Below are 25,695 nucleotides of genomic sequence, written 5' to 3' on the forward strand. Positions count from 1 at the left end.
CTTTTTCAATTAGTCTTCAGATTTCTCTTGAGTGCGATCTGCACGTTCATTGCTGCTGTGATGAGTTACTGCTCGTGCAGGAACTACTGTCGAAATAGCATGCTTGTATACCATCTGATTAACGGTATTTTTCAGTAGGATCACAAATTGGTCAAAAGACTCGATCTGACCCTGAAGCTTGATGCCATTGACAAGATAAATAGAAACCGGCACGCGCTCACGACGCAATGCGTTTAAGAATGGGTCTTGTAAAGATTGCCCCTTTGCCATTGTTATTTTCCTTATTAGTATGTTGTTGTAATTATTTAGCAAGTGACAGTAGAAAAATTGTACTGTTTACGCATCCTAGCTAAACCAAACAATACCTCAATTAATTCTACGATCCGTGTAGAGGTATTATTCATGTAAAACGATCATATTATACACAGCAAATTCAATTAGATGCTATGACATTTGCGATTGTTTCTACCCCATGATCGATATTTTGACTATCGAGCCAAGTTAGGTCTTTCCAACTGCGAAGCCAAGTAATCTGGCGCTTCGCTAATTGCCTAGTCGCACAGACTCCTTTGAAGATGGCTTCATCAAAGCTGTACTCTTCTTCTAAGTAACCCCACATCTGACGATAGCCCACACAACGAATTGAAGGAAGATCTGGATGCAAATCAGTGCGTTGATGTAAGGCTCTAACTTCATCTTCAAATCCAGCCTCTACCATTTTTTCATAGCGAAGTTCGATACGTCGATGCAGTTCGGAACGCTCTTGAGGAGCAATAGCAAACTGTTTCACATCATACGGGATAGGCTCCCCCTTCTGTTGCGTCAGTTCTGTCAGCGACTTTCCAGAAATACGAAAAACTTCTAAAGCGCGCGATAAACGCTGCGGATCATTGGGGTGAATACGCTCTGCTGAGACTGGGTCTATCTGTTTTAGCTCATCATGCAGAGCTTGCCAGCCCTTTTGAGTGGCTTCTTGCTCAATTTGCGCGCGAATCTCAGGGTCAGCTGCGGGTAATGGAGAAAGCCCCTCTAGTAGAGCTTTGTAGTACAGCATTGTACCCCCTACTAACATAGGGATTTTACCTTGTGCAGTAATCTCATCCATTAGCTGCAGCGCATCACGACGAAAGTCTGCTGCTGAATAAGATTCTGAAGGGTCGATAATATCAATAAGGCGATGAGGGGCGGCGGCTTGCTCTTCTGCCGTCGGCTTAGCCGTGCCTATGTCCATCCCTTTGTATATCAGAGCTGAATCAACGCTGATTAGCTCAATGGGAAAGCGTTGTCGAAGGCGAATCGCCAATTCGGTTTTACCGGAGGCCGTTGGGCCCATTAAAAATATGGCCAAAGGCAATTTATCATTCATGTGATAGCGCTTTAATTTGGGTGGAAAAATCCACTAATTGAATAAGTTTTTTATCTTTTAAGTCTAGACCTTGTGCGGAAGCACCCTCTAAGTCGGACAGTAACTGAACCGCCTCTGACAAAGTGTAGGTCTTATTTTGTTCGGCTACCTGAGAAGCGAGCCAAAGGCTTAACTGTTCAAAGGACAACGCTTGCCCACCACTCAACATATCGATGAGCTTAGAAAACAACTGCTGAAGATTATGATGTCTTAGTGGCTGAGGCACTGCCATGATCATCACTTTGGCTCCAGCTTTAAACATCAACTGAATCGCAAAACGCTCAAGCATGGGCTGCATTTGCTTAAGCAACTCGATATCTTCGCTTCTCACTCGCAATGCCAGAGGGATCAACAGTGGCTGCTTGACCAACTGCCTTTGGTCTACCGACAACTGTCCTCGAAGCTTTAATATCTCAGCATAAGACAAAGCAAGCAGTCCGCATCCTGCGTTGGTGTTAATCAACAAAAAGCGCTCATTGACCACAGTGAGAGCCTTCCCTAGCTGAGTAATAGGCTGAGCCACCACAGAAGATGGAGTCTCTACGGCAGAGCTAGGCTCAACGGTCATCAGTTGCTGATAGACCTTAGCCTCTTGTTCAGATACCTGAGGCTTAGGCGTTCTTGAGGTGTTATTTTGCCCCCAACTTGAGCGCGCCTGACCTTCGCTTCGCGGTGCACCATGAGACGACTCTGCCGAGTCTGCCCTGTTTGGATATGCTGGAATCTGCTGCATCGCCTGAGCTTCTCTTTGTGAAGGAGAGGCTGATATTGGCTTTGACTCGGGGCTAGGTGTGATTGTGGTTTGCTCTGATTCACTTGCAGTCGATTGCTGCGGATGAGGCGTGGCGAACGCACTTTCCCGTCTCTCTTCAGAGACCAGCTGTTGCGACTGTCCTAGCGCATCAACAAGGGCTTGATAGATAAAGTCATGCACCAGTCGCGCTTGATGAAAGCGTACTTCATGCTTTGCTGGGTGAACATTCACATCCACTTGATGTGCATCGATCTCAATGAACAGCACATAAGCGGCAAACTGCTCTGGACGCAATGCTAGCTCATAGCTTTGGCGAATCGCATGATTGATGAGTTTGTCACGCATCATTCTGCCATTTACATAGCAGTATTGCAGATCACCTTGTGAACGCGCTGCTGCGGGTGTGGTTATCCAGCCATACAACTTTAGGTCTTGATGTTGCAGCTCAACCTTTAGCATGTTGTCGGCAAAGTTTTTACCACACACAGATTGAATGCGTTGCTCTACCTGGCGCTCTGTTTTTGCAGCGCGATATTGCTTAACCAGCTTACCATTGTGTCTAAGGTTAAGAGTGACATCAAAGCGGCTCAAAGCAATGCGCTTTAACAGCTCTTCAATATGAGTGAACTCTGTCTTTTCAGTACGTAGGAACTTTCGTCTTGCCGGAGTATTAAAAAACAGATCCAACACTTCTACCGAAGTTCCTACAGGGTGTGCGGTCGGCTGCAGTTTCACCTGCATATCTCGACCTTCAGAATAGGCAGCCCACGCTTGCTCTTGTGTCGCTGTTCTTGAGGTTAAGGTTAAGCGGGATACTGAACTGATACTAGCCAGCGCCTCTCCACGAAAACCAAGGCTCATGATGGCTTCAAGATCATCCAAGGTGGTGATTTTAGAGGTCGCATGTCGACTCAGGGCAAGTTGAAGTTCATCCTTAATGATGCCCTTGCCGTTGTCTCTGATGCGAATCAGTTTACTGCCGCCTTTTTCGATATCGATATCGATACGAGTAGCACCCGCGTCGATGCTATTTTCAACGAGCTCTTTAACCACAGAGGCGGGTCTCTCAACCACCTCTCCGGCTGCTATTTGGTTCGCCAGTCTCGCTGGTAGTATCTTAATTTCGCTCATCGGTTTGGAATAATCAGCGTCTGTCCAATGGCTAGTTCATCGGAACGAAGGTTATTGGCGCTGCGAATACTGCTCACAGTCACCCCATACTTAGATGCGATTTTACCCAAAAACTCTCCTCGCTGAACCTTATGGCGCCTAATTGGTGCATCCTTCACAGCAACGGTGATCTTAAGTTTTTGGCCAACACGAACCGTATTGGATTTAAGGTTATTTTCTCTTTTAATTGAGTCGACCGATACCTTATATCGACTGGCGATCTTACCTAGATACTCACCCGATTTCACCACATGGGTGACAGTTTTGGTCTCTACGGTATTGAGTGTTTTCGTTGGAACTGAAGCGCCAGGAATAGTCAGCTTCTGACCCACTTTGACGGTATCACTTCTTAGATTGTTCGCCGATTTGATCGCACCAACGGAAACTCCGTGTTTTTGCGCAATCTTAGATAAGAAATCACCTCGCTGAACTACGTACATTCCACCATGGCTAGGAGTCTTATCAAACCCAGTGCCTTCCGGCGGATTTTGTTTTAGATACGTCACTACCGCACGGGACAAAGCGCTCGCTAGCTTGTCTTGATATGAACGCTGAAATAGCAGCTTCTCTTCAGTTGGGTTTGAAATGAAGCCTGTTTCAACCAGAACTGATGGTATTTGAGGTGAACGCAACACCGCTAGGCTAGCTTCACTTGGTTTACTTTTATGCAGACGAGCGACCTTTTTCAACTCACCTAATATCTCTGTCGCTAACTTCTCACCCTCTCGCTTGGAGTGAGTGAACTGCAGATCCAGCAATGTTTGGTTTACGTTTTTATCCGCTCGAGTAACCGTGGAAGTGCCACCTAGTTTTTGAGATTGACGCTCTTGGTTCTCTACCCAACGAGAAATTTCTGTGTTCCTACGACGATCATTCAAGAAGAAAACGGAAGCACCTCTTGGCTGTGGCGAGGTAAACGCATCTGCGTGAATAGAGATAAATAGGTGTGCTTTCTCTCGGTCGGCAATAGCCACGCGCTGATCTAGATTCACATAGTAGTCGCCCGTTCGAGTCAACTTGGCTCTAATACCAGGGATAGCATTCAATTGTGCTGCAAGCTTCCTTGAAACACTCAATGTGGTGTGCTTTTCATATTTGCGACTAGGACCAATGGAGCCAGGGTCTTTACCACCATGGCCAGGGTCGATAACAATAACCACATCTTGTCGGCTAGGCACGCTCGTCTTAGTCGCAACGACCGGCTTAGCGGCTGGTTTAGACTGGCTGGTTGCAGAGAGAGGAAAATCGATCACCAAACGATGGCCTGCGCCGTTACCCGGAGCAAGCTTGAATAATTTAGGCGAAGACTTTCCCTTTAACTCAAACACCAATCGAAAGGTGTTTTTGTTAGGAGGAGAACTTTCTCTCACTTTACTTAAGATCGGACTCTTGGTTACCGACTTAGGTAATTTGGAACGATTGGATGTGCTCTTGAGATCCACAACCAAACGATCTGGGCTGCCTAAGGTAAAGTAGCTAAAATCCGCTGACTGGCTCAGGTCAATAACCGTCCTTGTTTCTTTATTAGTGGTCGAAATGCGAATGTTCTTAATCTCATTTGCTTGCACAGTGGCAAATAAAGAAGAGACAAAGAACAAGGCAAACGCCCATACTGAATTCTTAATCAATTTAGCTCCAGCTTTTCAATCAGTGTTAATCCATTGTCACTGTTTGCAGTAATGGTCGCGATACGACCCTCGCCTTGATAACGAATGTCGATATCTAAATCTGCTTTAGGAAGCAATCCTTCCCCTTTCTCTGGCCACTCAACAAGGCAGATGGCATCAGGGGTAAAGTAGTCTCGAATTCCCATAAACTCGAGCTCTTCTGGGTCCGCAAGACGATAAAGGTCAAAATGATACACCTGCCAATCTTGCAAATCATAAGGCTCAACCAAGGTGTAGGTTGGGCTCTTAACGTTGCCTTTATGCCCCATCGACTGGATAAAACCACGACTGAAGGTGGTTTTTCCCGCACCAAGATCACCGTGTAAATAAATGGTCGTTTGCTCAGAACATAGGGCTGATAAGTTTGCTCCCATCTTTACAGTGTCATGCTCATCTTTGAGGGAGAAGTGCTTCTGGGTCATAAAAGAATAGTCTTTGCTTGGTTTTATTAATAATGACCTAATTATCTCTACTGAGCGCGTTTTGTCGAGCAAACCCGCCTCTTTGGTAGACTATGACCAATAAATTTCGTTCAAAAGTACTTCGAATGGGTTGCAGTGTTACATGTCGACTCGTTTATTCGCTAAAATAGACTCAACTTTCTTCGAATGACAGCATCAATGAATCTTCAACATTTGGCAGATCAAATCAAACTTTGGGGCAATGAACTCGGATTCCAAAAAATAGGAATAACCGATGTCGACCTCTCATCACATGAAGAAGGCCTGAAGAAATGGATTGCCCATGGCTACCACGGCAGTATGGAGTGGATGGAGCGCAATGAAGATAAACGCCTACATCCAGATAAACTTCACCCGGGCACATTACGAGTTATTAGCGTGCGCTTGGACTATCTTCCCCCAGAAGCTCATTTTGCCAGTAATCTTTCCGATCCGACCCAAGCTTATATTAGTCGTTACGCATTAGGTCGTGATTATCATAAGCTGATGAGAAACAAGCTCAAAAACTTAGCCAAGAAAATTGAAGATGAACTTGGAGAGTTGAACTATCGCCCCTTTGTTGACTCGGCTCCTGTGCTGGAGCGTCCCTTAGCTGAAAAGGCGGGTCTAGGCTGGACCGGTAAACACTCTTTGCTGCTCGATGAAGAGGCAGGCTCTTGGTTTTTTCTTGGCGAACTATTGATTGGATTGCCTCTTCCTGTCGATGCTCCAGTAGAAAACCAATGTGGGAAGTGTCGCTCTTGCATCACAAGTTGCCCTACGGGAGCGATAATCGAAGATGGTGTCATTGATGCGCGCAAGTGCATCTCTTACTTAACCATAGAATATGATGGAATCATTGAGCGTGAGCTTAGTGATGCAATGGGCAATCGTATCTACGGCTGTGATGACTGCCAACTGGTATGCCCGTTTAACCGTCATGCTCAGCTTACGCAGCAAGCGGACTTTCATAGACGAGAAAGCATTAAAGACAGCAACTTAATTACACTTTTATTATGGAGTGAACAAGAATTCCTTAAGAACTTCGAGGGTTCAGCAATACGCCGCATTGGTCATCTGCAGTGGCTACGAAACCTCGCGATTGCTTTGGGAAATGGCGCATACAGCGATGAAGCCATAATAACTCTAGAAAGTAGACTTGGGCTTTGTGACGTTTTGGACCACCATATTGCCTATGCCATCGAACGCCTTAAATCTCAGACTCCATTTACCTCAACCAAGCAACAGCGACTGATTCGAATTGTTCAGAAAGGACTGCCTAGGGATGCCTAGCTAGATGCAATGCCATCAACTCTAGAGTATTCAGAACAAATGCTCGCTAGAAAAACCCAATAAGTGCCAATAAGCGGATGTTAAACCCTTAATTCAGCATAAAATGGTAAGTACATAGGTAATGTGGAAAAAGAATATAAAGCAAGTCTCATTTCAGCATGCCCTAAAGTTAAACACAGACGCGGAATATGATGAAGATCAAATAAAGTGACATTTAAGATCAATTTCTTACATTCTCAGGATCAAACAACCTCACTATCAGCCCTTATATTTCAAGGCATTAAGCTATGTGTAATAAGTCCCATCGTTCTTATGATGAAATTAGATCTTGACAAAAGATCCGCAAAATTCAATTGCTAAAATTTTTATCAACCAAGTTATCCACAGTCGTGGTTTTGTGGATAAGTCTGTGAGTTAATTCTTAATGGAGTGTAATAATGGGCGTTTCACAGAGATTGTGAAAAATTATAGATAAGGAGAAAAAGAGCTGGGTAATACTAGTGCAGAAAGAATGTAATGATTCGGATAATCAGTTCAAAAGCTTTGGAGCGACTCGACCAGACTGGACACAAGGTTCCTCATGTATCAGTCAATCAATCCAAAAGCTTTGGAGCGACTCGACCAGACTGGGCACGAGGTTCCTCGTGTAGCAGGTAATCACCCAAAAGCTTTGGAGCGACACACGAGGTTCGAACTCGTGACCTCAACCTTGGCAAGGTTGCGCTCTACCAACTGAGCTAGTGTCGCATTTCTGACAGCTAACAGCTTGAAGCTGACAGCTATAAGATAAAATTGGTTGCGGGGGCCGGATTTGAACCGACGACCTTCGGGTTATGAGCCCGACGAGCTACCAAGCTGCTCCACCCCGCGTCCGAATTGTATCACCGTTAAGTACGATGAAGACTTACTCTCTATTTAAAGAGAAATTTGGAGCGACACACGAGGTTCGAACTCGTGACCTCAACCTTGGCAAGGTTGCGCTCTACCAACTGAGCTAGTGTCGCATAACTTGTAGCTGTCAGCTTGAAGCTATAAGTTTTTGAAAGTGGTTGCGGGGGCCGGATTTGAACCGACGACCTTCGGGTTATGAGCCCGACGAGCTACCAAGCTGCTCCACCCCGCGTCCGAATTGTGTCACCGTTAAGTACGATGAAGACTTTCTATTTGGAGCGACTCGACCAGTGCCCTATTCCGGGTGAGACACGAGGTTCCTCGTGTATCGGTCAATCAATCCAAAATTTGGAGCGACACACGAGGTTCGAACTCGTGACCTCAACCTTGGCAAGGTTGCGCTCTACCAACTGAGCTAGTGTCGCATAACTTGTAGCTGTCAGCTTGAAGCTATTAGCTATAAGTTTTTGAAAGTGGTTGCGGGGGCCGGATTTGAACCGACGACCTTCGGGTTATGAGCCCGACGAGCTACCAAGCTGCTCCACCCCGCGTCCGAATTGTGTCACCGTTAAGTACGATGAAGACTTACTCTCTATTTAAAGAGAAATTTGGAGCGACACACGAGGTTCGAACTCGTGACCTCAACCTTGGCAAGGTTGCGCTCTACCAACTGAGCTAGTGTCGCATCTCACTCACAGCTAGCAGCTTTAAGCTAACAGCTATCAGTTTAAAATTGGTTGCGGGGGCCGGATTTGAACCGACGACCTTCGGGTTATGAGCCCGACGAGCTACCAAGCTGCTCCACCCCGCGTCCGAATTGTGTCACCGTTAAGTACGATGAAGACTTACTCTCTATTTAAAGAGAAATTTGGAGCGACACACGAGGTTCGAACTCGTGACCTCAACCTTGGCAAGGTTGCGCTCTACCAACTGAGCTAGTGTCGCTTCGTAAACGTCTTTGTGCCGTTTAGGGATGCGAATTATAAGAGGTTATTTTTGTGATGCAAGCCTTAATTCTGATTTTTTTTATCTCAGCGCGTTAACTGAATAAAAAAACATCAGATCTTCATGATTGTATCTCTGTAATAACGAAGTTCAGCAATTGATTCGCGAATATCATCTAGCGCTAAGTGAACACCTTTCTTGGTAAATCCATCCAATACTTCTGGCTTCCAGCGGCGAGTGAGTTCTTTGAGCGTACTTACGTCCACATAACGATAATGGAAGTACTGTTCTAGCTCAGGCATGTGCTTGTACAAGAAACGTCTGTCTTGGCCGATGCTATTACCACAAATCGGTGAAGCTCCCCTCGGTACCCACTTTTCAAGGAACTCTATCGTTTGAGCAACGGCTTTATCTTCGTCGATATCACTGTTTTGAACCCTTTCTACCAAGCCACTATTGGTATGGGTGTTAGTGCACCAATCGTCCATCTTAGCCAGCTCGGATTCTGGTTGATGAATCGCAATAACAGGCCCTTCAGCCAGAATGTTCAATTCGCTATCTGTAACGATAGATGCGATTTCGATGACTTTATGTGTTTCTGGATCCAACCCCGTCATTTCAAGATCGACCCAGATTAAATTTTTATCGTTCAACGCCATGAATGAAATTGCCTATTATTGTTGTGAAAGAATGAAATCTCAGTGGAGTGACTAATATGGGCTGCATAAAAGTAAGCCGTGACCGCTTAGTCTCGCATCTTGAGGTCAATTGGGTATATCATACTCCTCAATTATAGAAAGCCAACTGGACACTAAATAATACATGGCTAAAAAGAAGAAGCTAACCAAAGGGCAAGTACGTCGAGTGCGCGGCAATCAAAAGAAGCGACTGCAACAAGACAATACTGTTCAATGGGATGAGCAAATGCTTGGTGAAGCCAAGAAGGGCTTAGTCATCACTCGATTTGGGCAACATGCCGATATTGAGGATAGTGAGACTGGAGAGATTCATCGCTGCAACTTACGCCGTGGTATTGAAAGCTTGGTCTCCGGTGACCGCGTATTATGGCGAATTGGTCTTGAGTCTATGGCTGGTATCTCTGGTGTTGTAGAAGCGGTAGAGCCAAGAACCTCAATGCTCACTAGACCCGACTATTATGATGGTCTTAAACCCGTTGCTGCCAACGTAGAGCAGATGGTCATTGTATCTTCAGTGCTGCCTGAGCTTTCTCTATCTATTATTGACCGCTACCTGATCGCGTCAGAAACCCTAAACATCGCGCCACTACTGGTACTCAATAAGATTGATTTACCCACACCAGAGCAACTTGTCGAGCTTAGAGAACAGCTAACGATCTACAGTAACATTGGCTACAAGGTCTTGCTGGTGAGTAAAGAATCTGGCGAAGGCATTCCTGAATTAGAAGCCGAGCTTGCAGGTAAGATAAACATTTTTGTAGGTCAATCTGGTGTAGGAAAATCGAGTTTAGTCAATGCGTTGATGCCAGAGCTTGAAGTAGAAGAAGGCGTTATCTCTGAAAACTCGGGGTTAGGTCAGCACACCACAACAGCAGCACGTCTATACCACTTCCCTGCGGGTGGTGATCTTATCGATTCACCGGGAGTGCGTGAGTTTGGCTTATGGCACTTAGAGGCCGATGAGGTCACCACAGCCTTCGTTGAATTCAGAGAATTCCTTGGCCTTTGTAAGTTTAGAGATTGTAAGCATGCTGATGACCCGGGTTGCGCCATTCAACAAGCGATTATCGACGGTAAGATTCATCCTAACCGATTTGAAAACTACCAGAAAATCATTGAAAGCATGGTCGAAATGAAAGCCAATCGCCAGTACTCGAAAAACAAGAAGCTGGATCAGTAGTATATTTAGACAAACGATGCCAGTTTGAGTAACATTCTGGCCCAATTTAGGAATAATGGACCTTATTGTGATTGATAAAATCAAAGTCGGTGCCCAATACTGGATGCCACAACACGGCCTAACGCGCCTAGTTGGAAAGCTTGCATCTGCGAAACTTGGCGGGGTTACCACGTCGATCATTCGTGGCTTCATCAAGCAATACAAAATTAACATGGACGAAGCGCTGCACTCAGATCCTGCTCACTTCAAAACCTTTAACGAGTTTTTCGTACGTGAACTAAAGCCAGGGATTCGCCCTGTCGTTGAAGACGACTCGGTTATCACACACCCGGCGGATGCTTGTGTGAGTCAGTTTGGTCCAATCGAAGACGGTAAGCTCATTCAAGCGAAGAAACACAGCTATTCAGCTCGTGAACTGCTTGGCGGTGATCTAAACCTTGCTGAAAGCTTTGCTGATGGTAGCTTTGCTACGCTTTACCTATCGCCTAGTGACTATCACCGTGTGCACATGCCTTGCGACGGCACATTAAGACAAATGATTTACGTTCCAGGCGATCTGTTTTCGGTAAACCCGTTAACCGCAGAGAATGTAGAGAATTTATTTGCCCGCAATGAGCGCGTGGTGTGTATCTTTGATACTGAATTTGGCCCAATGGCACAGATTCTTGTCGGCGCGACTATTGTCGGTAGTATTGAGCTAATTTGGGCTGGCACCGTGACACCACCTCGTGGAAACACTGTCTATCGTTGGGATTACCCTGCAGATGGAGAGAAAGCTATCCACATTAAGAAGGGTGAGGAAATGGGCCGCTTTAAGCTAGGTTCAACAGTGATCAACCTGTTCCCTAAAGATGCCATTGAGTTTGATGAAAGCATGCAGCTTGAAGCTATTACTCGACTCGGTACTGCTTACGCTCACAAGCGCTAATCGCAACCATTTGAAAAATAAAATTAAAAAAGGAGCCTTAGGCTCCTTTTTTGTTATTCCTCAGTGACACAACTCATTTGCAAACCTTCCTCAAGCAGGAGCAATTGCTCTTTACCCAGTTGAGTTGCCATTGGTTTTACCATGGCCAGTATCTGCAACATGCCTTGCATAATCATTGCCTCTGTCACCTTTTGGTTGGCATTCATCGCTGATTGATAACCGAGCCACCCCGTCGCAATAAAATGCAAGTTAGTGACTAACCTAGGCATGTCCTTGGGATCGACTTCGATTAACTCAAGGGTAAGAAACGACTGTACGATGGCGACTAGGTTAACCCTTAGCTTTTCTTGAACTTCCAAATATGCGTGATGCAGTTGAGTATCACGACTCACAATATCGGCTAAGTTGGCATAGAAAAACCGGTACTTCCACATTAAAGAAAAGGTCGAATTTACATAGTGTTTTAACAACACCAAGCTCTCACCCTGGCTTTCATAGGGGCGAAACCTATCCAACAATTCAGAGGTATAGTCCTCAAAAATAGCTCGGATTATCTCTTGCTTGTTCGAGTAATGGTAATAGAGGTTTCCTGGACTGATGCCAAGATGTGCAGCAATGTGGTTGGTCGTGACGTTGCGCTCACCTTGTTGATTGAACAACTCTAGCGCGCCTTGCACAATTCTCTGCTTTGTTTTCATTAAGCGACTCAATACCCTAGGTCATTGTTAATTAGATCGAAATAGAAAAGAGTTTTGCTATACTCAAGCACTCTTACTGTAACGTAAAAAGCTATTATTACTTTGTCTGTATCTCATTGGCTATCTGCCGCTAGACCCAAAACATTGCCCTTGGCGTTAACTTCTATTGTGACAGGAAGTTGCCTAGCCTATACCCACCAGCAATTTTCGTGGAGTGTCAGCATTCTGGCTCTACTCACCGCAACGCTTTTACAAATATTATCAAACCTTGCTAATGATTATGGTGACGCTCAACAAGGAACCGACAATCAAGATCGACTTGGTCCTACGAGAGCGATTCAATCAGGAGAGATAACGGCGAAACAGATGAAAAGTGCAATGGTGTTGTGCTCACTGCTGAGTCTCGCAGCCGGTCTGACACTGATTCTAACATCTTTAACCACTATGGTGGATATTGGTATTTTCCTCGGCTTAGGCGTCCTTGCCATATTTTGTGCCATCGCATACACCGTAGGCAAAAAACCCTATGGTTACATAGGTTTAGGTGATCTGTCTGTCTATATATTCTTTGGTTTGCTTGGTGTAGGTGGGACTTTTTATCTGCACACCAACGCTATCTCTGCAGACCTGTTTTTGCCCGCCACCGCTACCGGATTACTCGCGGTCGCGGTACTCAATGTCAATAACATGCGAGATATTGATAACGACCGTGCGTTTGGTAAAACGACAATGGCGGTGCGCATGGGACTGGCAAAAGCCAAGCACTATCACGCGTTGCTGGTCTTAAGCGCATGGTTGGCTTATTTCATCTTCGTGCTCAATAATCATGGTAGCTCTATCAGCTTGCTTTTGTCCTCATTAATCTTAGTTCCAAGCCTATTGCATTTGCGTTCACTTAACCGCGCAACTGATAGTTTAGCCATTGCTCCATTGATGGCTGGAGTGGTAAAACTTGCACTAATTGCTAACTTATTATTTTCTTTAGCTATTATTGTTTAATCAAAAAGTTAACTTGCATCAATTTTCAATGAGCGTTGCAGGATATACTCGAGCGTAAGAATACTAACTTAGAAGGTGACTCTGATTATGGAATACAACACTTCAGCCCTGTGTGACGTCTACTTAGATCAGGTTGATGTCGTAGAGCCAATGTTTAGCAATTTTGGTGGTAGTGCGTCATTCGCAGGTCAGGTAACCACCATCAAATGCTTTGAAGACAATGGACTTATTCGCTCTGTTCTCGAGCAAGATGGGCAAGGTCGAGTATTGCTTATTGATGGCGGTGGTTCATTAAGACGAGCCTTGATTGATGCTGAGATAGCGTCTCTCGCTGAGGAAAACGAATGGGAAGGCCTTGTCGTTTATGGCTCAGTACGTGAGATTGATGAGCTTGAGGATATGAGCATTGGTATTCAGGCCCTAGCGTCTATTCCTGTTGGTGCAAGCCAAACTGATGTTGGTGAGCTAGATGTTCCGGTTAATTTCGGTGGTGTAAGCTTCTTGCCTGAGGACTACTTGTATGCCGACAATACTGGCATTATTTTGTCCCAAGAGCCTCTAGACACCAACTTTGAGATTGATGTCGAAGACGAAGCCTAGCCTTTTCACTGTCAGATTGAGTTACATTTAGAAGCAGAACGAGAAATTCGTTCTGCTTTTTTTTGATTAAAAGCAAAATAATCTCGAATAAACTTTATCATTTCAAAAAAAACTGCATGACATCCAAACACTTGCAATAACTTTTCGATAGTCTGCATATTCCATGTAGAGAGGAAGCGATGGAATGGACAAAGAAAATTCGAGCCAGGTAATTAAGTTAGCGTTCTGCATACTTATACCTATTTTAATATTGATGATGCCAAGCAGTTGGATCCCTATCAATGATCTTACCGTGGTTCAACATCGATTATTGGCTATCTTCGTCATGTCCGCCTTACTCTGGGTTTTAGAGCCTGTTCCGGTTTTTGCTACCTCGATACTGATCATTACCCTAGAGCTGATTTTCTTATCCGATAAGGGATTGAACGTTCTAATCGTCGATCACGCCAATGAAGCCTTTGGCACCCTTATTCCTTATACGGACATACTTGGGTCCTTCTCTTCACCCATCATCATCTTGTTTATGGGCGGGTTTGCTTTGGCTATTGCCGCCTCTAAGTACCAACTGGACAACAACCTAGCTCGAGTTCTATTGAAGCCATTTGGCACCCAGCCTCGATACATCATGCTTGGCTTAATGCTGATTACCGCGGTGTTCTCCATGTTCATGTCAAATACCGCAACCACGGTTATGATGCTGGCATTGCTTGGCCCTATCGTCGCCTCTGCCAAACCTGGCGATTTAGGTATCAAGGCTTTAGTTTTGTGTATACCTATCGCTGCGAATACCGGGGGTATCGCGACTCCAATCGGTACTCCGCCTAACGCCATTGCCTTGCAGTATCTTACCGGTGAAAACAGTATCGACTTTCTAAGCTGGATGATGTTTGGTTTGCCTTTTGTGATCGTACAGCTCGCTATTGCTTGGCTGTTACTACAAAAGCTATTCCCATCGTCAGAAGACAAAATGGTGCTCTCTTTAGAGGGTGAATTCTTAAAGTCTTGGAAAGCGATCGTTGTTTACATCACCTTTGCACTGACCATAGTGCTGTGGATGACCACCAAGCTCCACGGTATGAACACCTACGTCGTCTCAGTGATTCCTCTGGCGATATTTACGCTGACTGGCATCATGGGTAAAGCGGAAATCAAACAGATTAACTGGGACGTGCTGTGGTTGGTTGCCGGCGGTATCGCCATTGGACTTGCTCTAGATAAGACAGGCCTAGCCAAAGGGTTAGCTCACTCTATTGATTATCAGAGCCTATCGCCTGTTGCTGTCGTACTCACACTGTCCATCATCTGTTGGTTAATGGCCAATTTCATGTCCAATACCGCAACCGCTAACTTATTAATGCCTATTGCTGCGGCAATTGGCGCATCCATGCCTAGCCTAGTAGCGACCGGAGGACTGCAAGGTCTTCTGATTGTCGTCGCATTCTCTGCATCGCTAGGCATGATCTTACCTGTCTCAACGCCACCCAATTCATTGGCTTACTCCACCGGACTTATTGAGAGTAAAGACATGGCGAAAACAGGCATCATTCTTGGTATCGTCGGCCTAGCACTCGTCTACGTTGCTATGTTTATCCTAACCTAAAAGGAGTGCCAAACTTTAACTAGGGAGAAGTTATGTTTGTTGTCGCCCATAGAGGAACAAGAGAAACCCACCCAGAGAATACGTTACTCGCCTTTGAGAGCGCATTAGAGGGAGGCACAAAAGCTATCGAGTTAGATATCCATCAACATCAAGGAGAGTTCTGGGTAATTCACGATAGCTGGGTCAATCGCACGACTGATGGTGCAGGCCCGCTCAATTGGTTTTCAGCTAAGGGCTTAAAAGAACTTGATGCGGGTGAAGGTGAGCAGATCCCGACTCTGAGAGAGACCCTACACCACCTGTCTGGTCGCTGTGCTTTAAACATCGAGTTAAAGGGGCTGGATGACATAGCAACCTTGCTTGCTCACCTCGACTATGCCGTGAATGAGTGTGGGTTCAAACAAGACCAGCTATTGGTGTCATCATTCAATCATCACTGGCTAGCAGAGCTCAATCGCCAGCGCCCTGAGCTTAAGCTTGCGGCATTAACCGCCAGTAAACCCATCGGCTTGTGCCAATTTGCACAAGAGCTCAATGCGTACAGCGTTAATATCGACTTGCACGTTATCGATGGCGAAATGGTTGATGATGCAAAGAAACGCGGGCTGAAGGTTTACGTGTATACGGTGAACCGCCAAGAAGATTGGCAACGCTTAAAAACGATGGGAGTGGATGGCATTTTCTGTGATGTTCCCAACGAGGCGGTGAAGTACTTCGCCTCAACCACGACTCAAAGCCGAATCTGGCCTGAGTAACACCGCTCAATCGAGGGTTTCTTATCCTCACGATATGGTGCATATTGAGGGTATCTATCAAAAACCTCAATGTGCACCATGGGATACGAATGGTTGGCCCTTGCCGCGGCCTTCTTATGGGCGATATCTAGCCTAATTTCAGTTAAACCTGCTCGCCACCTTGGCCCCTTTGCCTACAGCCGTTGGCGAATGGGTTGTACCGCAATCATGCTCAGTAGCATGGCCGCTTTCACAGGGGGCTGGGCAACCGTAGCGACAGAGCATATGACGCTAATGATGCTTTCGGGCCTGATTGGTATCTTCATTGGTGATACTGCCCTATTTGCCTGCATGAATAGAATGGGACCGCGACAAGCAGGTCTGCTTTTTTCATGCCATGCTGTATTTTCAGCGGTATTAGGGTATTGGCTTTTCAGTGAAACCTGGAGTGGCATTGAACTTCTAGGTGCGCTATTGGTATTTTCCGGCGTTGTGATCGCAATCTTCTTTGGCAGAAAACAAACTGGAAAGCATGACTGGGAATCATTACAAGGAAAAATGGCGGTCGGTATCAGCATTGGCCTACTCTCTGGGCTTTGCCAAGCACTGGGTGGCATCATTGCTAAGCCCGTAATGCAAACCAGTATTGACCCTGTTGCGGCCTCTGCTATTCGCATGATTACGGCGTTTGCGGCTCACTCATTGTTTTTGTTTAGTGGTGCAAAGATTGCAAAAGCTAAACAGGCTATCAATCTAAAGATACTTGCGATCACTGCACTAAACGGCTTCTTGGCTATGGCTGTAGGTATGACATTGATACTTTACGCATTACAAGAAGGCAACGTGGGTATGGTAGCCCTGCTCTCTTCCACAACCCCAATTATGGTGCTGCCTCTGCTTTGGTTTATCACCAAACAGCGACCAAGTCGCTACGCGTGGTATGGCGCGATCTTGGCCGTTATTGGCACAGCGTTAATCGTAAGTTGAAGCTGACAGCTCGAAGCTATCAGCGGTCAGTTTTAGGCTCTTGGGAAAGGGAACGCGGTAATTTCATCAATGTGGGTTTGCTTGCAAGCCAGCATGATTAGTCTGTCTATGCCTAAAGCAACCCCTGAGCATTGTGGCAGTCCGTGGCGCAATGCCTCAATTAAATGATAATCAATAGGCTGAGGGGATAACCCCATTTTCTCGCGCTTTTCGTTGTCTTGCTCAAAGCGACGCAATTGCTCATCGGCATCATCAAGTTCATGAAAGCCGTTAGCGAGTTCAATGCCCTTAAAGTAGACCTCAAAGCGATCGGCTACCCTATGGTCATTGGGGTTTATCTTCGCCAATGCGGCTTGAGAGGCAGGAAAATCATAGACAAAAGCCGGTACCTGTTGCCCAATTTTAGGTTCAACGCCAATGCTAAATAACAGCTGCAATAGCGTGTCTTTGTCTGTTTCTGGCTCGGCAATATCAGACAACCCTAAGGTTCCAGCGACGGCTTTCAGTTCATCTATACTGCCTTGTAAAGGGCACACGTTTAACACATCAACAAACGCCTGCTGATAGGTCATTCGTTCGGCTTGGTTGCATGACAGAACAAGTTGCAGTAGCTGATCCATTTCATTCATCAAGTCATGATGATCAAACCCGATTCGGTACCACTCCAAGAGCGTAAATTCGGGGTTATGGTAACGACCCGCTTCTTCGTTCCTAAAGGCTTTCGCTATCTGGTAGATACAGCCACTGCCAGAAGCTAGTAAGCGTTTCATGTGAAACTCAGGGCTGGTCATGAAAAAGAGCTTTCTTCCACCCGCGTACCCTGGGCCAATAAATTTCGTTTGAAAGGTATGCAAATGAATATCGGTTACAGTGGCATGGCTCATCGCCGGAGTGTCCACTTCCAATACATTGCGTTCAACAAAAAACTGCCTGATGTGGCCGATGAGCTCTGCTCTTCTTTTCAAAGAAGAGAGGTCTGCAGAAGGCTGCCAATTGAGAGTACTCATAGAATTTCCTGTGAAATGAATTGAATAAGTTTCTGAGATTCAGATGCTTATTTTGACATGATAATGATCACAGTCCCCGTTCTTTTTAGATTTTTTCACCTGGATCGGCATCAAAAAACTAGGTAAATCAATTTTTTCGCAACACGCTTCCCATACAATGGAGCGCAGCATTTCTTAAGAAACTTACAATCACGAGCAGGATAACCTGCCTAACACTCTGGAGGATAACTGTGAAAGTACTACACACAGATATCGCGGTCATCGGCGCAGGGGGTGCCGGTCTTCGAACTGCTATCGCAGCAGCTGAAGCGAACCCTGATTTGGAAGTTGCTTTAATTTCCAAGGTTTACCCAATGCGCTCGCACACTGTAGCGGCTGAAGGTGGCTCTGCTGCCGTCGTTAAAGAAGAAGATAGCTTAGACAATCACTTCAACGATACTGTTGGTGGTGGTGACTGGCTTTGCGAACAAGATGTTGTTGAGTTCTTTGTAGAGAATTCGACCCGCGAAATGATCCAGATGGAACAATGGGGTTGCCCGTGGAGCCGCAAAGAAAACGGCGAAGTAAACGTGCGCCGCTTTGGTGGTATGAAGGTTGAGCGAACTTGGTTTGCTGCAGATAAAACCGGATTCCACATGCTACATACGCTATTCCAAACCTCTATAAAGTACCCGCAAATCAAACGCTTCGATGAGTACTTTGTGGTTGACCTGCTTGTAGTCGAAGGTGAAGTTCAAGGCCTAGTAGCTATTCATATGGCGGAAGGCGAACTGGTAACGATTAAGGCTAAATCTGTTGTTCTCGCAACGGGTGGCGCTGGTCGTGTTTATCATACCAACACCAATGGCGGCATAGTCACAGGTGACGGCATGGCCATGGCATACCGCCACGGCGTACCACTGCGTGATATGGAATTCGTTCAGTATCACCCAACAGGTCTTCCTGGTACGGGCATCCTGATGACCGAAGGTTGTCGTGGTGAAGGTGGCATCATAGTGAACAAAGATGGCTACCGTTACCTACAAGATTACGGCATGGGCCCAGAAACCCCTGTAGGCCAGCCTAAAAACAAATACATGGAGCTTGGCCCTCGCGATAAGGTATCGCAAGCATTCTGGCATGAGCAGCAAAAAGGCAACACCATCAAGCACCCATTGGGAGATGTTGTGCATCTTGATCTTCGCCACTTGGGCGAGGAGTACCTACAAGAGCGCCTGCCATTTATTTGTGAGCTTTCTAAAGCCTACGTCAACGTAGACCCAGCAAAAGAACCCATTCCTATCCGTCCTACTGTTCACTACACCATGGGTGGTATTGAAACGAACCCTAAATGCGAAACGCGCATCAAGGGTCTATTTGCGGTGGGTGAATGTGCTTCCGTTGGCTTGCACGGTGCAAACCGTCTTGGTTCAAACTCACTGGCTGAGTTCGTCGTATTTGGTCGTGTTGCCGGTGAAGAAGCCGTAAAACGTGCTAGCGAATTCCAAGGCTGGGATGATGATGCTATTACAGCTCAAGTCAAACTCGTTGAAGCTCGCATCCAAGCGCTAATGACACAAGACGGTGACGAAAACTGGTCAACTATCCGTACTGAAATGGGCCATGCAATGGAATCTGGCTGTGGTATTTACCGTAGTGAAGACCTAATGCAAGAAACCATCGACAAGCTTTCTGAGCTAAAAGAGCGCTATAAGAAAATTAGCATTAAAGATAAAGGCAAGGTATTCAATACTGACCTTCTATATGCCATTGAAGTGGGCTACGGCCTAGAAGTGGCAGAAGCTATGGCTCACTCTGCTTTGCTGCGTAAAGAGTCTCGTGGTGCCCACCAGCGCCTTGATGAAGGTTGTACTGAGCGAGATGATGAGAACTTCTTGAAACACTCACTGGCCTACTACACGCCACAGAGTGCACCTAGCATTGACTACAGCTCAGTGACCATTACCAAATCGCAACCAAAAGCTCGCCTGTATGGCGCGGCGGCTGAAGAAGCAGCTGCGGCAGAGAAAGCAGCGAACAACGCGGAGGAGCAACAGTAATGCCAGCTCGTATTCAGAAAGTAGACATTCTCCGTTACGATCCTGAGAAAGACTCAGAACCGTATTTCCAAACCTTCGAGGTGCCATTTGATGAAACCATGTCAGTGCTTGACGCTCTGGGTTACATCAAAGATCACCTAGATAAAGACCTTGCCTACCGCTGGTCTTGTCGTATGGCAATTTGTGGCTCATGTGGAATCATGGTTAATCAGGTGCCAAAGCTTGCTTGTAAGACCTTCCTGCGTGAATACCCAGATGGCTTGAAAATTGAGGCACTGGCTAACTTCCCAATCGAGAAAGACTTAATTGTTGATATGACGCCATTCATTGAGCGCCTTGAAGCCATCAAGCCTTACATCATTGGTAATGACCGCACACCAGAAGATGGCACAAACATCCAAACCCCAGAGCAAATGGCTCGCTACAAGCAATTTGCAGCCTGCATTAACTGTGGCCTTTGCTACGCAGCGTGCCCTCAGTTTGGTTTGAACCCTGACTTCTTAGGTCCTGCGGCTCTTACCCTCGCTCACCGCTACAACTTAGATAGCCGTGACAATGGTAAACAAGAGCGTATGGAACTAATCAATGGTGACAATGGCGCTTGGGGCTGTACTTTCGTCGGTTACTGCTCGGAAGTGTGTCCGAAGAGCGTTGATCCTGCAGGTGCAGTAAACCAAGGCAAGATTGAATCTTCAAAAGACTTTGTCATCGCCATGTTGAAGCCGGAGGATGTGTAATGAGTAATCGTAAACCTTATGTTCGCGAGATGAAGCGTACATGGTGGAAGGATCACTCTTTCTACCGTTTCTACATGCTGCGAGAGGCAACGGTGCTGCCTTTGATTCTGTTTACCCTGTTCATTACCTTTGGATTGGGTGCCTTGGTTAAAGGTCCAGACGCTTGGGCAACGTGGTTAGACTTCATGAGCCACCCTATCGTTATTCTAATCAATATCTTAGCGTTGGCAGGCAGTCTGTTTCATGCTCATACCTTCTTTAATATGATGCCGCAGGTTATGCCAATGCGCTTCAAGGGTAAGGCGATAGACAAGAAAACTATCGTACTTGCTCAGTGGGCTGCTGTAGCCTTTATTTCTCTTGTTGTTCTCATCATTGTATAAGGAGTCGAATGTGATTAATCGAAACCCTAAACGTTCAGACGAACCCGTATGGTGGGGACTGTTTGGTGCCGGCGGCTCATGGTTTGCCATGATCACTCCAGTAACCGTATTTGTTCTGGGCATCTTAGTACCACTAGGCATTATTGATGCTGAAGCAATGAGTTATGAGCGAGTCTCTAGCTTTGTAACCTCGATTATTGGCGGCCTATTCGTGATTGGTACTATTGCGCTCCCTATGTGGCATGCAATGCACCGTCTACATCATGGAATGCACGACCTTAAGCTACACACGGGTGTTGCTGGCAAGGTTGCCGTTTACTTCACTGCAGCCTTCCTAAGTGGTCTGGCTATCGTGTTTGTATTCATGATTTAAGAAAACCCTAGATAACCACTAGATAAACAAAAGGCCGCTGTTCTATGAACTAGCGGCCTTTTTTATGCTTTGTAATCAGTGATTACTTTACACGTCCAACGTATTCGCCAGAGCGTGTATCACACTTAACTACTTCACCAATTTGGATGAATAGAGGCACACGAACTACAGCACCTGTAGTCAATGTAGCTGGTTTACCACCAGTACCTTGAGTATCACCTTTTAGGCCAGGATCAGTTTCAACAACTTCTAGCTCTACAAAGTTTGGTGGAGTAACAACGATAGGGTTACCGTTCCACAAAGTGATCATACAAGTGTTGTTCTCAACCAACCACTTAGCATTCTCGCCCACGGCTTTCACGTCAGCAGCGATTTGCTCGAATGTCTCATTGTTCATAAAGTGGTAGAATTCACCGTCCGAATATAGATAATCTAGGTCGATATCCAGAACGTCAGCCAGTTCTACGTTTTCACCAGACTTAAATGTCTTTTCTAGAACTTTGCCAGACAGTAGTTTACGAACTTTAACACGGTTGAAGGCTTGGCCTTTACCAGGCTTAACGTATTCGTTTTCTAGGATAGTGCATGGCTCGTTATCGAGCATGAACTTTAAACCGCCCTTGAATTCATTGGTACTTACAGTAGCCATTTTTTCCTCTTTAGATTCTTAGAGTAAGTTTTAATGCCGCATATAATAACCCAAAAAGCCTTATCTGTTGAACAAAACTGGTTACAACAACTGGCGAATGGGATCTCAGATCCAGCTGAACTGCTCTCAATGCTAGCAATTGACCCCCAACATTATGCTGATGGTTTCGCAGCGCGCAAACTTTTTGCCCAGCGAGTGCCTCTAAGCTTTGTCGAGAGAATGGAAAAAGGCAATCCCAATGACCCTCTTTTGCAGCAAGTTTTACCTGTTGTTGAAGAGTTTGCACAGGTGGATGGGTTTACCACAGATCCACTCGAAGAACAGGATAATCAGCAGCCAAGTTTGCTGCACAAATACAAGAATCGAGTGTTACTTATTCTAAAGGGAAGTTGCGCTATCAACTGTCGCTACTGCTTTCGCCGACACTTCCCCTACTCTGACAACAAGGGCTCTAAGTCGGTCTGGCAACAGAACCTCGACTACATAGCGCAACATCCTGAGATCAATGAAGTAATCTTATCCGGTGGTGATCCATTAATGGCTAAAGACCACGAGCTAGAGTGGCTTGTGCAAGAGATAGAGAAGATAGGGCATATTCGCACTCTGCGTATTCATTCACGCTTGCCTGTTGTGATTCCCAGCCGAATCACAGAAGCATTGTGCGCAATGCTCAAAGAAACTCGACTCAACACGGTATTGGTGACTCACCTTAATCACCCCAATGAGATCAACTCTGAGTTTGCTACTGCTATGTCCAAGTTGAAACAGAGCAATGTCACTCTTCTTAATCAAGGGGTCATGCTAAAAGGGGTCAATGATGATGTATCGATACTGAAGAGCCTGAGCGAGCAACTCTTTGGGGTCGGTATTCTGCCCTACTATATGCATGTACTGGACAAGGTACAGGGCGCAGCACACTTTTACATTAGTGATGAGAAAGCAAAAGCATTGATGGCAGGCTTAATGAAAGAGGTCTCTGGCTATCTTGTGCCGTCACTGACCCGAGAGATTGGCGGTAGAGACAGCAAGACCCCTCTTGATCTGCATCTTGAGTGATCAAAAAAGCCCTGATGAAGCTCATCCATCAGGGCCTTTAGTGTCATTGCAACTACTTCGCGAAGTTAACGATTGGGAAACACTTCAAGAAGCCATTGCTCGCACAGTTAATAATACCAATCTGCACACCATCAATCTTCTCAGTCATATTGAAGAAGCCTAACTGGAAGTTTGAGCTTTCTGAAACACTTGCAAATGCAACATCAGCAACCGTGTGTCCTGTTGCATAGTTCACAGCTGCTAAGTTCAAACCTTTCACATCATTGATGACATTCACAGTACCTGCGTTGATGCCTGTTGCGTTGCCGGTATTCCAGTTAAATATACCCAGAGAGACACCACTCATTTGTTGATTTACCTTGGACGCACCAAAGAACAATCCAAAATTTAAACCTACTGTAGTATCTGTTTCAGACATACCCACTAAAGAGAAGTCCACCCCCTTAACCTGCTGAACTTTACCGTGCAATACAGCCAAACGAACACCACCCACTGCATTTGAGGCTGGTGCATTGAAGCCATTGAGTGAAGAAAACATCACTGGAGAACTTTCAGCGAGTGCCACTGGAGATGCCACTGCTGCTGCCACTGCTAATACTGATAATAGTTTTTTCATTATAAAATCCATCTCTTATTTTTTCCGACATACACCATGGCGTCGAGTCGCCGAAAGGTGCTACTTCGATAAGCATAAGACATAAAGGGTAAACAGCAAGCAAACCATAGATATTTTGTATACTTATCATTATGTTAAAAAAAAGCCCCTGCATTTCTGCAGAGGCTCATTAAATATAGAGAATCAGTTGGCTTTATTTGTCGCGAGCTTTTAAGAACTCAGCATAAGTACCACGGAAGTCGTTGATCTTACCGTCTTTTATCTCAAGGATACGCGTTGCCAAAGAATCTACAAATACACGGTCATGAGAAACGAAGAACAAGGTGCCTTTGTAGTTCTCAAGCGCCAAGTTCAATGACTCGATTGACTCCATATCCATGTGGTTGGTTGGTTCATCCATAAGTAGAATGTTTGGCTTATGCATCATGATCTTGCCCAGAAGCATACGACCTTGTTCACCACCAGAAAGTACTTTAACTGACTTCTTAATGTCGTCTTGACCAAACAGCATACGACCAAGGAAGCTACGTACTACCTGCTCATCGTCGCCCTCTTGACGCCACTGTGCCATCCAATCGAATACTTTAAGGTCTTCTTCAAAGTCATGGGCATGGTCTTGCGCGTAGTAGCCAATGTTCGAGTTCTCAGACCATTTGTACTCACCAGAGCGTGGAGCGATTGCACCCGCTAGAGTATTCAATAGTGTGGTTTTACCCACGCCGTTCTCACCGATGATTGCAACGCGCTCGCCTACTTCAAAGATAGCGTTAAAGTTGTTGTACAGGTCTTCTTCAAAGCCTTGAGTCAGGTTCTCGAGAACCAAAGCATTGCGGAATAGCTCTTTAGATTGCTCAAAACGAATGAATGGGCTTTGACGGCTAGAAGCTTTCACTTCATCCAGTTCAATCTTATCGATTTGTTTAGCGCGAGAGGTCGCCTGCTTTGCTTTAGATGCGTTAGCAGAGAAGCGAGATACGAAGGTTTGAAGCTCAGCAATTTGCGCTTTCTTCTTCGCGTTGTCAGATAACAGACGCTCACGTGCTTGTGTAGCCGCCGTCATGTACTCATCGTAGTTGCCTGGGTAAAGGCGCATTTCGCCGTAATCCAGATCAGCCATATGGGTACATACAGAGTTTAAGAAATGACGGTCGTGCGAGATGATGATCATAGTGCAGTTACGCTGATTTAGCGTCTCTTCCAACCAACGGATAGTGTCCATATCCAAGTTGTTGGTTGGCTCATCAAGAAGCATGATATGCGGGTCAGCGAAAAGTACCTGAGCAAGAAGCACACGCAGTTTCCAACCTGGAGCAACTTCGCTCATCAGGCCGAAGTGTTGCTCTTCAGGGATGCCTACCGCAAGCAACAATTCACCCGCTTTGGCTTCCGCCATGTAACCGTCCATTTCCGCGAACTCAACCTCTAGGTCGGCCACTTTCATGCCATCTTCTTCGCTCATTTCAGCCAATGAGTAGATGCGGTCACGCTCTTGCTTAACTGCCCACAGTTCTTTGTAGCCCATGATCACTGTATCGATTACAGTAAATTCTTCATAAGCAAACTGGTTCTGATTTAGCTTTGCTACACGCTCGTTCGGATCGTAACTAACGTTACCACCAGAAGGCTCAAGCTCACCGCTTAAGATCTTCATGAACGTGGACTTACCACAACCATTTGCTCCGATCAGACCATAGCGATTACCTTCGCCAAATTTAACCGAGATGTTTTCAAATAGTGGCTTAGCACCAAATTGTTGAGTGATATTAGCTGTGGAAATCAAAGCAGGCCCTTATGCATTAAATATTTAACCGCGCAAAGGTACTCGTTTGCGGGAAAAATAGCCAGT

Annotated in this window: 24 protein-coding genes and 9 tRNA genes; 13 read left to right on the forward strand and 20 right to left on the reverse strand. The window is 45.7% G+C overall.

Features of this window, described 5'->3' with window-relative positions; genetic code table 11:
- Window positions 1-9: 9 nt before the first annotated feature.
- The 5 genes from hfq to tsaE form a co-directional block, all read right to left on the reverse strand.
- Complete coding sequence (gene hfq, locus A6E01_RS11880; protein WP_017027514.1) at window positions 10-270, reverse strand: RNA chaperone Hfq; 261 nt, start codon at window positions 268-270, stop codon at window positions 10-12.
- Between the two features lie 163 nt (window positions 271-433).
- The gene (gene miaA / locus A6E01_RS11885) at window positions 434-1,366 is read right to left on the reverse strand and encodes a tRNA (adenosine(37)-N6)-dimethylallyltransferase MiaA (RefSeq protein ID WP_017027515.1); all 933 of its coding nucleotides are present in this window, start codon (window positions 1,364-1,366) and stop codon (window positions 434-436) included.
- Window positions 1,359-3,290 carry a DNA mismatch repair endonuclease MutL gene (gene mutL / locus A6E01_RS11890; protein WP_017027516.1) on the reverse strand — a complete coding sequence of 644 codons (1,932 nt, stop codon included), beginning with the start codon at window positions 3,288-3,290 and terminating at the stop codon, window positions 1,359-1,361. Before mutL ends, miaA begins: the two co-directional genes overlap by 8 nt.
- Window positions 3,287-4,957, reverse strand: a complete 1,671-nt coding sequence (locus A6E01_RS11895; protein ID WP_065210278.1) for a LysM peptidoglycan-binding domain-containing protein — start codon at window positions 4,955-4,957, stop codon at window positions 3,287-3,289. The genes mutL and A6E01_RS11895 overlap by 4 nt, the downstream gene beginning before the upstream one ends.
- Entirely contained in the window at window positions 4,954-5,418 is a 465-nt protein-coding gene (tsaE, locus tag A6E01_RS11900) for a tRNA (adenosine(37)-N6)-threonylcarbamoyltransferase complex ATPase subunit type 1 TsaE (protein WP_065210279.1), read from the reverse strand. The genes A6E01_RS11895 and tsaE overlap by 4 nt, the downstream gene beginning before the upstream one ends.
- 198 nt (window positions 5,419-5,616) lie before the next feature.
- On the opposite strand from tsaE, the gene queG reads away from it, so the two are divergent.
- Window positions 5,617-6,729 carry a tRNA epoxyqueuosine(34) reductase QueG gene (queG, locus tag A6E01_RS11905; RefSeq protein WP_017027519.1) on the forward strand — a complete coding sequence of 371 codons (1,113 nt, stop codon included), beginning with the start codon at window positions 5,617-5,619 and terminating at the stop codon, window positions 6,727-6,729.
- Window positions 6,730-7,400: 671 nt separating this feature from the next.
- On the opposite strand, the gene A6E01_RS11910 is transcribed toward queG, so the two are convergent.
- The 10 genes from A6E01_RS11910 to orn form a co-directional block, all read right to left on the reverse strand.
- Window positions 7,401-7,476, reverse strand: a tRNA-Gly gene (locus A6E01_RS11910).
- 46 nt (window positions 7,477-7,522) lie between these two features.
- Window positions 7,523-7,599, reverse strand: a tRNA-Met gene (locus A6E01_RS11915).
- Window positions 7,600-7,657: 58 nt separating this feature from the next.
- Window positions 7,658-7,733, reverse strand: a tRNA-Gly gene (locus A6E01_RS11920).
- Window positions 7,734-7,775: 42 nt separating this feature from the next.
- Window positions 7,776-7,852 (reverse strand) — tRNA-Met (locus A6E01_RS11925).
- Between the two features lie 117 nt (window positions 7,853-7,969).
- Window positions 7,970-8,045 (reverse strand) — tRNA-Gly (locus tag A6E01_RS11930).
- Between the two features lie 49 nt (window positions 8,046-8,094).
- Window positions 8,095-8,171, reverse strand: a tRNA-Met gene (locus A6E01_RS11935).
- A gap of 58 nt (window positions 8,172-8,229) precedes the next feature.
- A tRNA-Gly gene (locus A6E01_RS11940) sits at window positions 8,230-8,305 on the reverse strand.
- Between the two features lie 49 nt (window positions 8,306-8,354).
- Window positions 8,355-8,431 (reverse strand) — tRNA-Met (locus A6E01_RS11945).
- Between the two features lie 58 nt (window positions 8,432-8,489).
- Window positions 8,490-8,565 (reverse strand) — tRNA-Gly (locus A6E01_RS11950).
- A 113-nt stretch (window positions 8,566-8,678) separates the two neighbouring features.
- On the reverse strand, window positions 8,679-9,224 hold the full coding sequence (orn, locus tag A6E01_RS11955; RefSeq protein WP_065210280.1) for an oligoribonuclease: 546 nt from the start codon (window positions 9,222-9,224) through the stop codon (window positions 8,679-8,681).
- Window positions 9,225-9,387: 163 nt separating this feature from the next.
- Between orn and rsgA the strand changes: the two genes are divergently transcribed.
- Window positions 9,388-10,443 carry a small ribosomal subunit biogenesis GTPase RsgA gene (gene rsgA / locus A6E01_RS11960; RefSeq protein ID WP_017027357.1) on the forward strand — a complete coding sequence of 352 codons (1,056 nt, stop codon included), beginning with the start codon at window positions 9,388-9,390 and terminating at the stop codon, window positions 10,441-10,443.
- Between the two features lie 70 nt (window positions 10,444-10,513).
- Window positions 10,514-11,371 (forward strand): archaetidylserine decarboxylase, encoded by an 858-nt coding sequence (gene asd, locus A6E01_RS11965; RefSeq protein ID WP_065210371.1) that lies wholly within the window; start codon window positions 10,514-10,516, stop codon window positions 11,369-11,371.
- 53 nt (window positions 11,372-11,424) lie between these two features.
- On the opposite strand, the gene A6E01_RS11970 is transcribed toward asd, so the two are convergent.
- A complete protein-coding gene (locus tag A6E01_RS11970; RefSeq protein ID WP_065210281.1) occupies window positions 11,425-12,069 on the reverse strand; it encodes a TetR/AcrR family transcriptional regulator in 645 nt (214 codons plus the stop codon).
- 96 nt (window positions 12,070-12,165) lie between these two features.
- On the opposite strand from A6E01_RS11970, the gene A6E01_RS11975 reads away from it, so the two are divergent.
- The 5 genes from A6E01_RS11975 (at window position 12,166) to A6E01_RS11995 (ending at window position 16,989) form a co-directional block, all read left to right on the forward strand.
- Window positions 12,166-13,068 (forward strand): 1,4-dihydroxy-2-naphthoate polyprenyltransferase, encoded by a 903-nt coding sequence (locus A6E01_RS11975; RefSeq protein WP_026012672.1) that lies wholly within the window; start codon window positions 12,166-12,168, stop codon window positions 13,066-13,068.
- An 87-nt stretch (window positions 13,069-13,155) separates the two neighbouring features.
- Window positions 13,156-13,668, forward strand: a complete 513-nt coding sequence (rraA, locus tag A6E01_RS11980) for a ribonuclease E activity regulator RraA (protein ID WP_017027353.1) — start codon at window positions 13,156-13,158, stop codon at window positions 13,666-13,668.
- Window positions 13,669-13,852: 184 nt separating this feature from the next.
- Entirely contained in the window at window positions 13,853-15,268 is a 1,416-nt protein-coding gene (locus A6E01_RS11985; RefSeq protein WP_017027351.1) for an SLC13 family permease, read from the forward strand.
- 32 nt (window positions 15,269-15,300) lie between these two features.
- A complete protein-coding gene (locus A6E01_RS11990) occupies window positions 15,301-16,023 on the forward strand; it encodes a glycerophosphodiester phosphodiesterase (protein WP_017027350.1) in 723 nt (240 codons plus the stop codon).
- Window positions 16,024-16,101: 78 nt separating this feature from the next.
- Window positions 16,102-16,989: a DMT family transporter gene (locus tag A6E01_RS11995; RefSeq protein WP_017242811.1), complete on the forward strand. Its 888-nt coding sequence runs from the start codon at window positions 16,102-16,104 to the stop codon at window positions 16,987-16,989.
- 32 nt (window positions 16,990-17,021) lie between these two features.
- Here the strand turns inward: A6E01_RS11995 and epmA are convergent, their stop codons facing one another.
- Window positions 17,022-17,996, reverse strand: a complete 975-nt coding sequence (gene epmA, locus A6E01_RS12000) for an elongation factor P--(R)-beta-lysine ligase (protein ID WP_017027348.1) — start codon at window positions 17,994-17,996, stop codon at window positions 17,022-17,024.
- Between the two features lie 230 nt (window positions 17,997-18,226).
- On the opposite strand from epmA, the gene frdA reads away from it, so the two are divergent.
- From frdA to frdD, 4 genes are read left to right on the forward strand one after another with little or no spacing between them, the layout of a single operon-like run.
- Window positions 18,227-20,035, forward strand: coding sequence for a fumarate reductase (quinol) flavoprotein subunit (gene frdA, locus A6E01_RS12005; RefSeq protein ID WP_065210282.1), 1,809 nt, complete (start codon window positions 18,227-18,229; stop codon window positions 20,033-20,035).
- Window positions 20,035-20,772, forward strand: coding sequence for a succinate dehydrogenase/fumarate reductase iron-sulfur subunit (locus tag A6E01_RS12010; RefSeq protein WP_017027346.1), 738 nt, complete (start codon window positions 20,035-20,037; stop codon window positions 20,770-20,772). Before frdA ends, A6E01_RS12010 begins: the two co-directional genes overlap by 1 nt.
- Window positions 20,772-21,155, forward strand: coding sequence for a fumarate reductase subunit FrdC (gene frdC, locus A6E01_RS12015; RefSeq protein ID WP_017027345.1), 384 nt, complete (start codon window positions 20,772-20,774; stop codon window positions 21,153-21,155). The genes A6E01_RS12010 and frdC overlap by 1 nt, the downstream gene beginning before the upstream one ends.
- 10 nt (window positions 21,156-21,165) lie before the next feature.
- Window positions 21,166-21,528 carry a fumarate reductase subunit FrdD gene (frdD, locus tag A6E01_RS12020; RefSeq protein WP_017027344.1) on the forward strand — a complete coding sequence of 121 codons (363 nt, stop codon included), beginning with the start codon at window positions 21,166-21,168 and terminating at the stop codon, window positions 21,526-21,528.
- Between the two features lie 82 nt (window positions 21,529-21,610).
- Here the strand turns inward: frdD and efp are convergent, their stop codons facing one another.
- Window positions 21,611-22,177, reverse strand: coding sequence for an elongation factor P (efp, locus tag A6E01_RS12025; protein WP_017027343.1), 567 nt, complete (start codon window positions 22,175-22,177; stop codon window positions 21,611-21,613).
- Window positions 22,178-22,210: 33 nt separating this feature from the next.
- Here efp and epmB point away from each other — a divergent pair, with 33 nt between their 5' ends.
- Window positions 22,211-23,233 carry an EF-P beta-lysylation protein EpmB gene (gene epmB / locus A6E01_RS12030; protein ID WP_017242813.1) on the forward strand — a complete coding sequence of 341 codons (1,023 nt, stop codon included), beginning with the start codon at window positions 22,211-22,213 and terminating at the stop codon, window positions 23,231-23,233.
- Between the two features lie 52 nt (window positions 23,234-23,285).
- On the opposite strand, the gene A6E01_RS12035 is transcribed toward epmB, so the two are convergent.
- Both A6E01_RS12035 and A6E01_RS12040 read right to left on the reverse strand, forming a co-directional pair.
- Complete coding sequence (locus A6E01_RS12035; protein WP_017027341.1) at window positions 23,286-23,849, reverse strand: VC2662 family protein; 564 nt, start codon at window positions 23,847-23,849, stop codon at window positions 23,286-23,288.
- Window positions 23,850-24,042: 193 nt separating this feature from the next.
- On the reverse strand, window positions 24,043-25,629 hold the full coding sequence (locus A6E01_RS12040) for an ABC-F family ATPase (protein WP_017027340.1): 1,587 nt from the start codon (window positions 25,627-25,629) through the stop codon (window positions 24,043-24,045).
- Between the last annotated feature and the right edge of the window lie 66 nt (window positions 25,630-25,695).

Source organism: Vibrio breoganii, assembly GCF_001677275.1.
GTDB lineage: Bacteria > Pseudomonadota > Gammaproteobacteria > Enterobacterales > Vibrionaceae > Vibrio > Vibrio breoganii.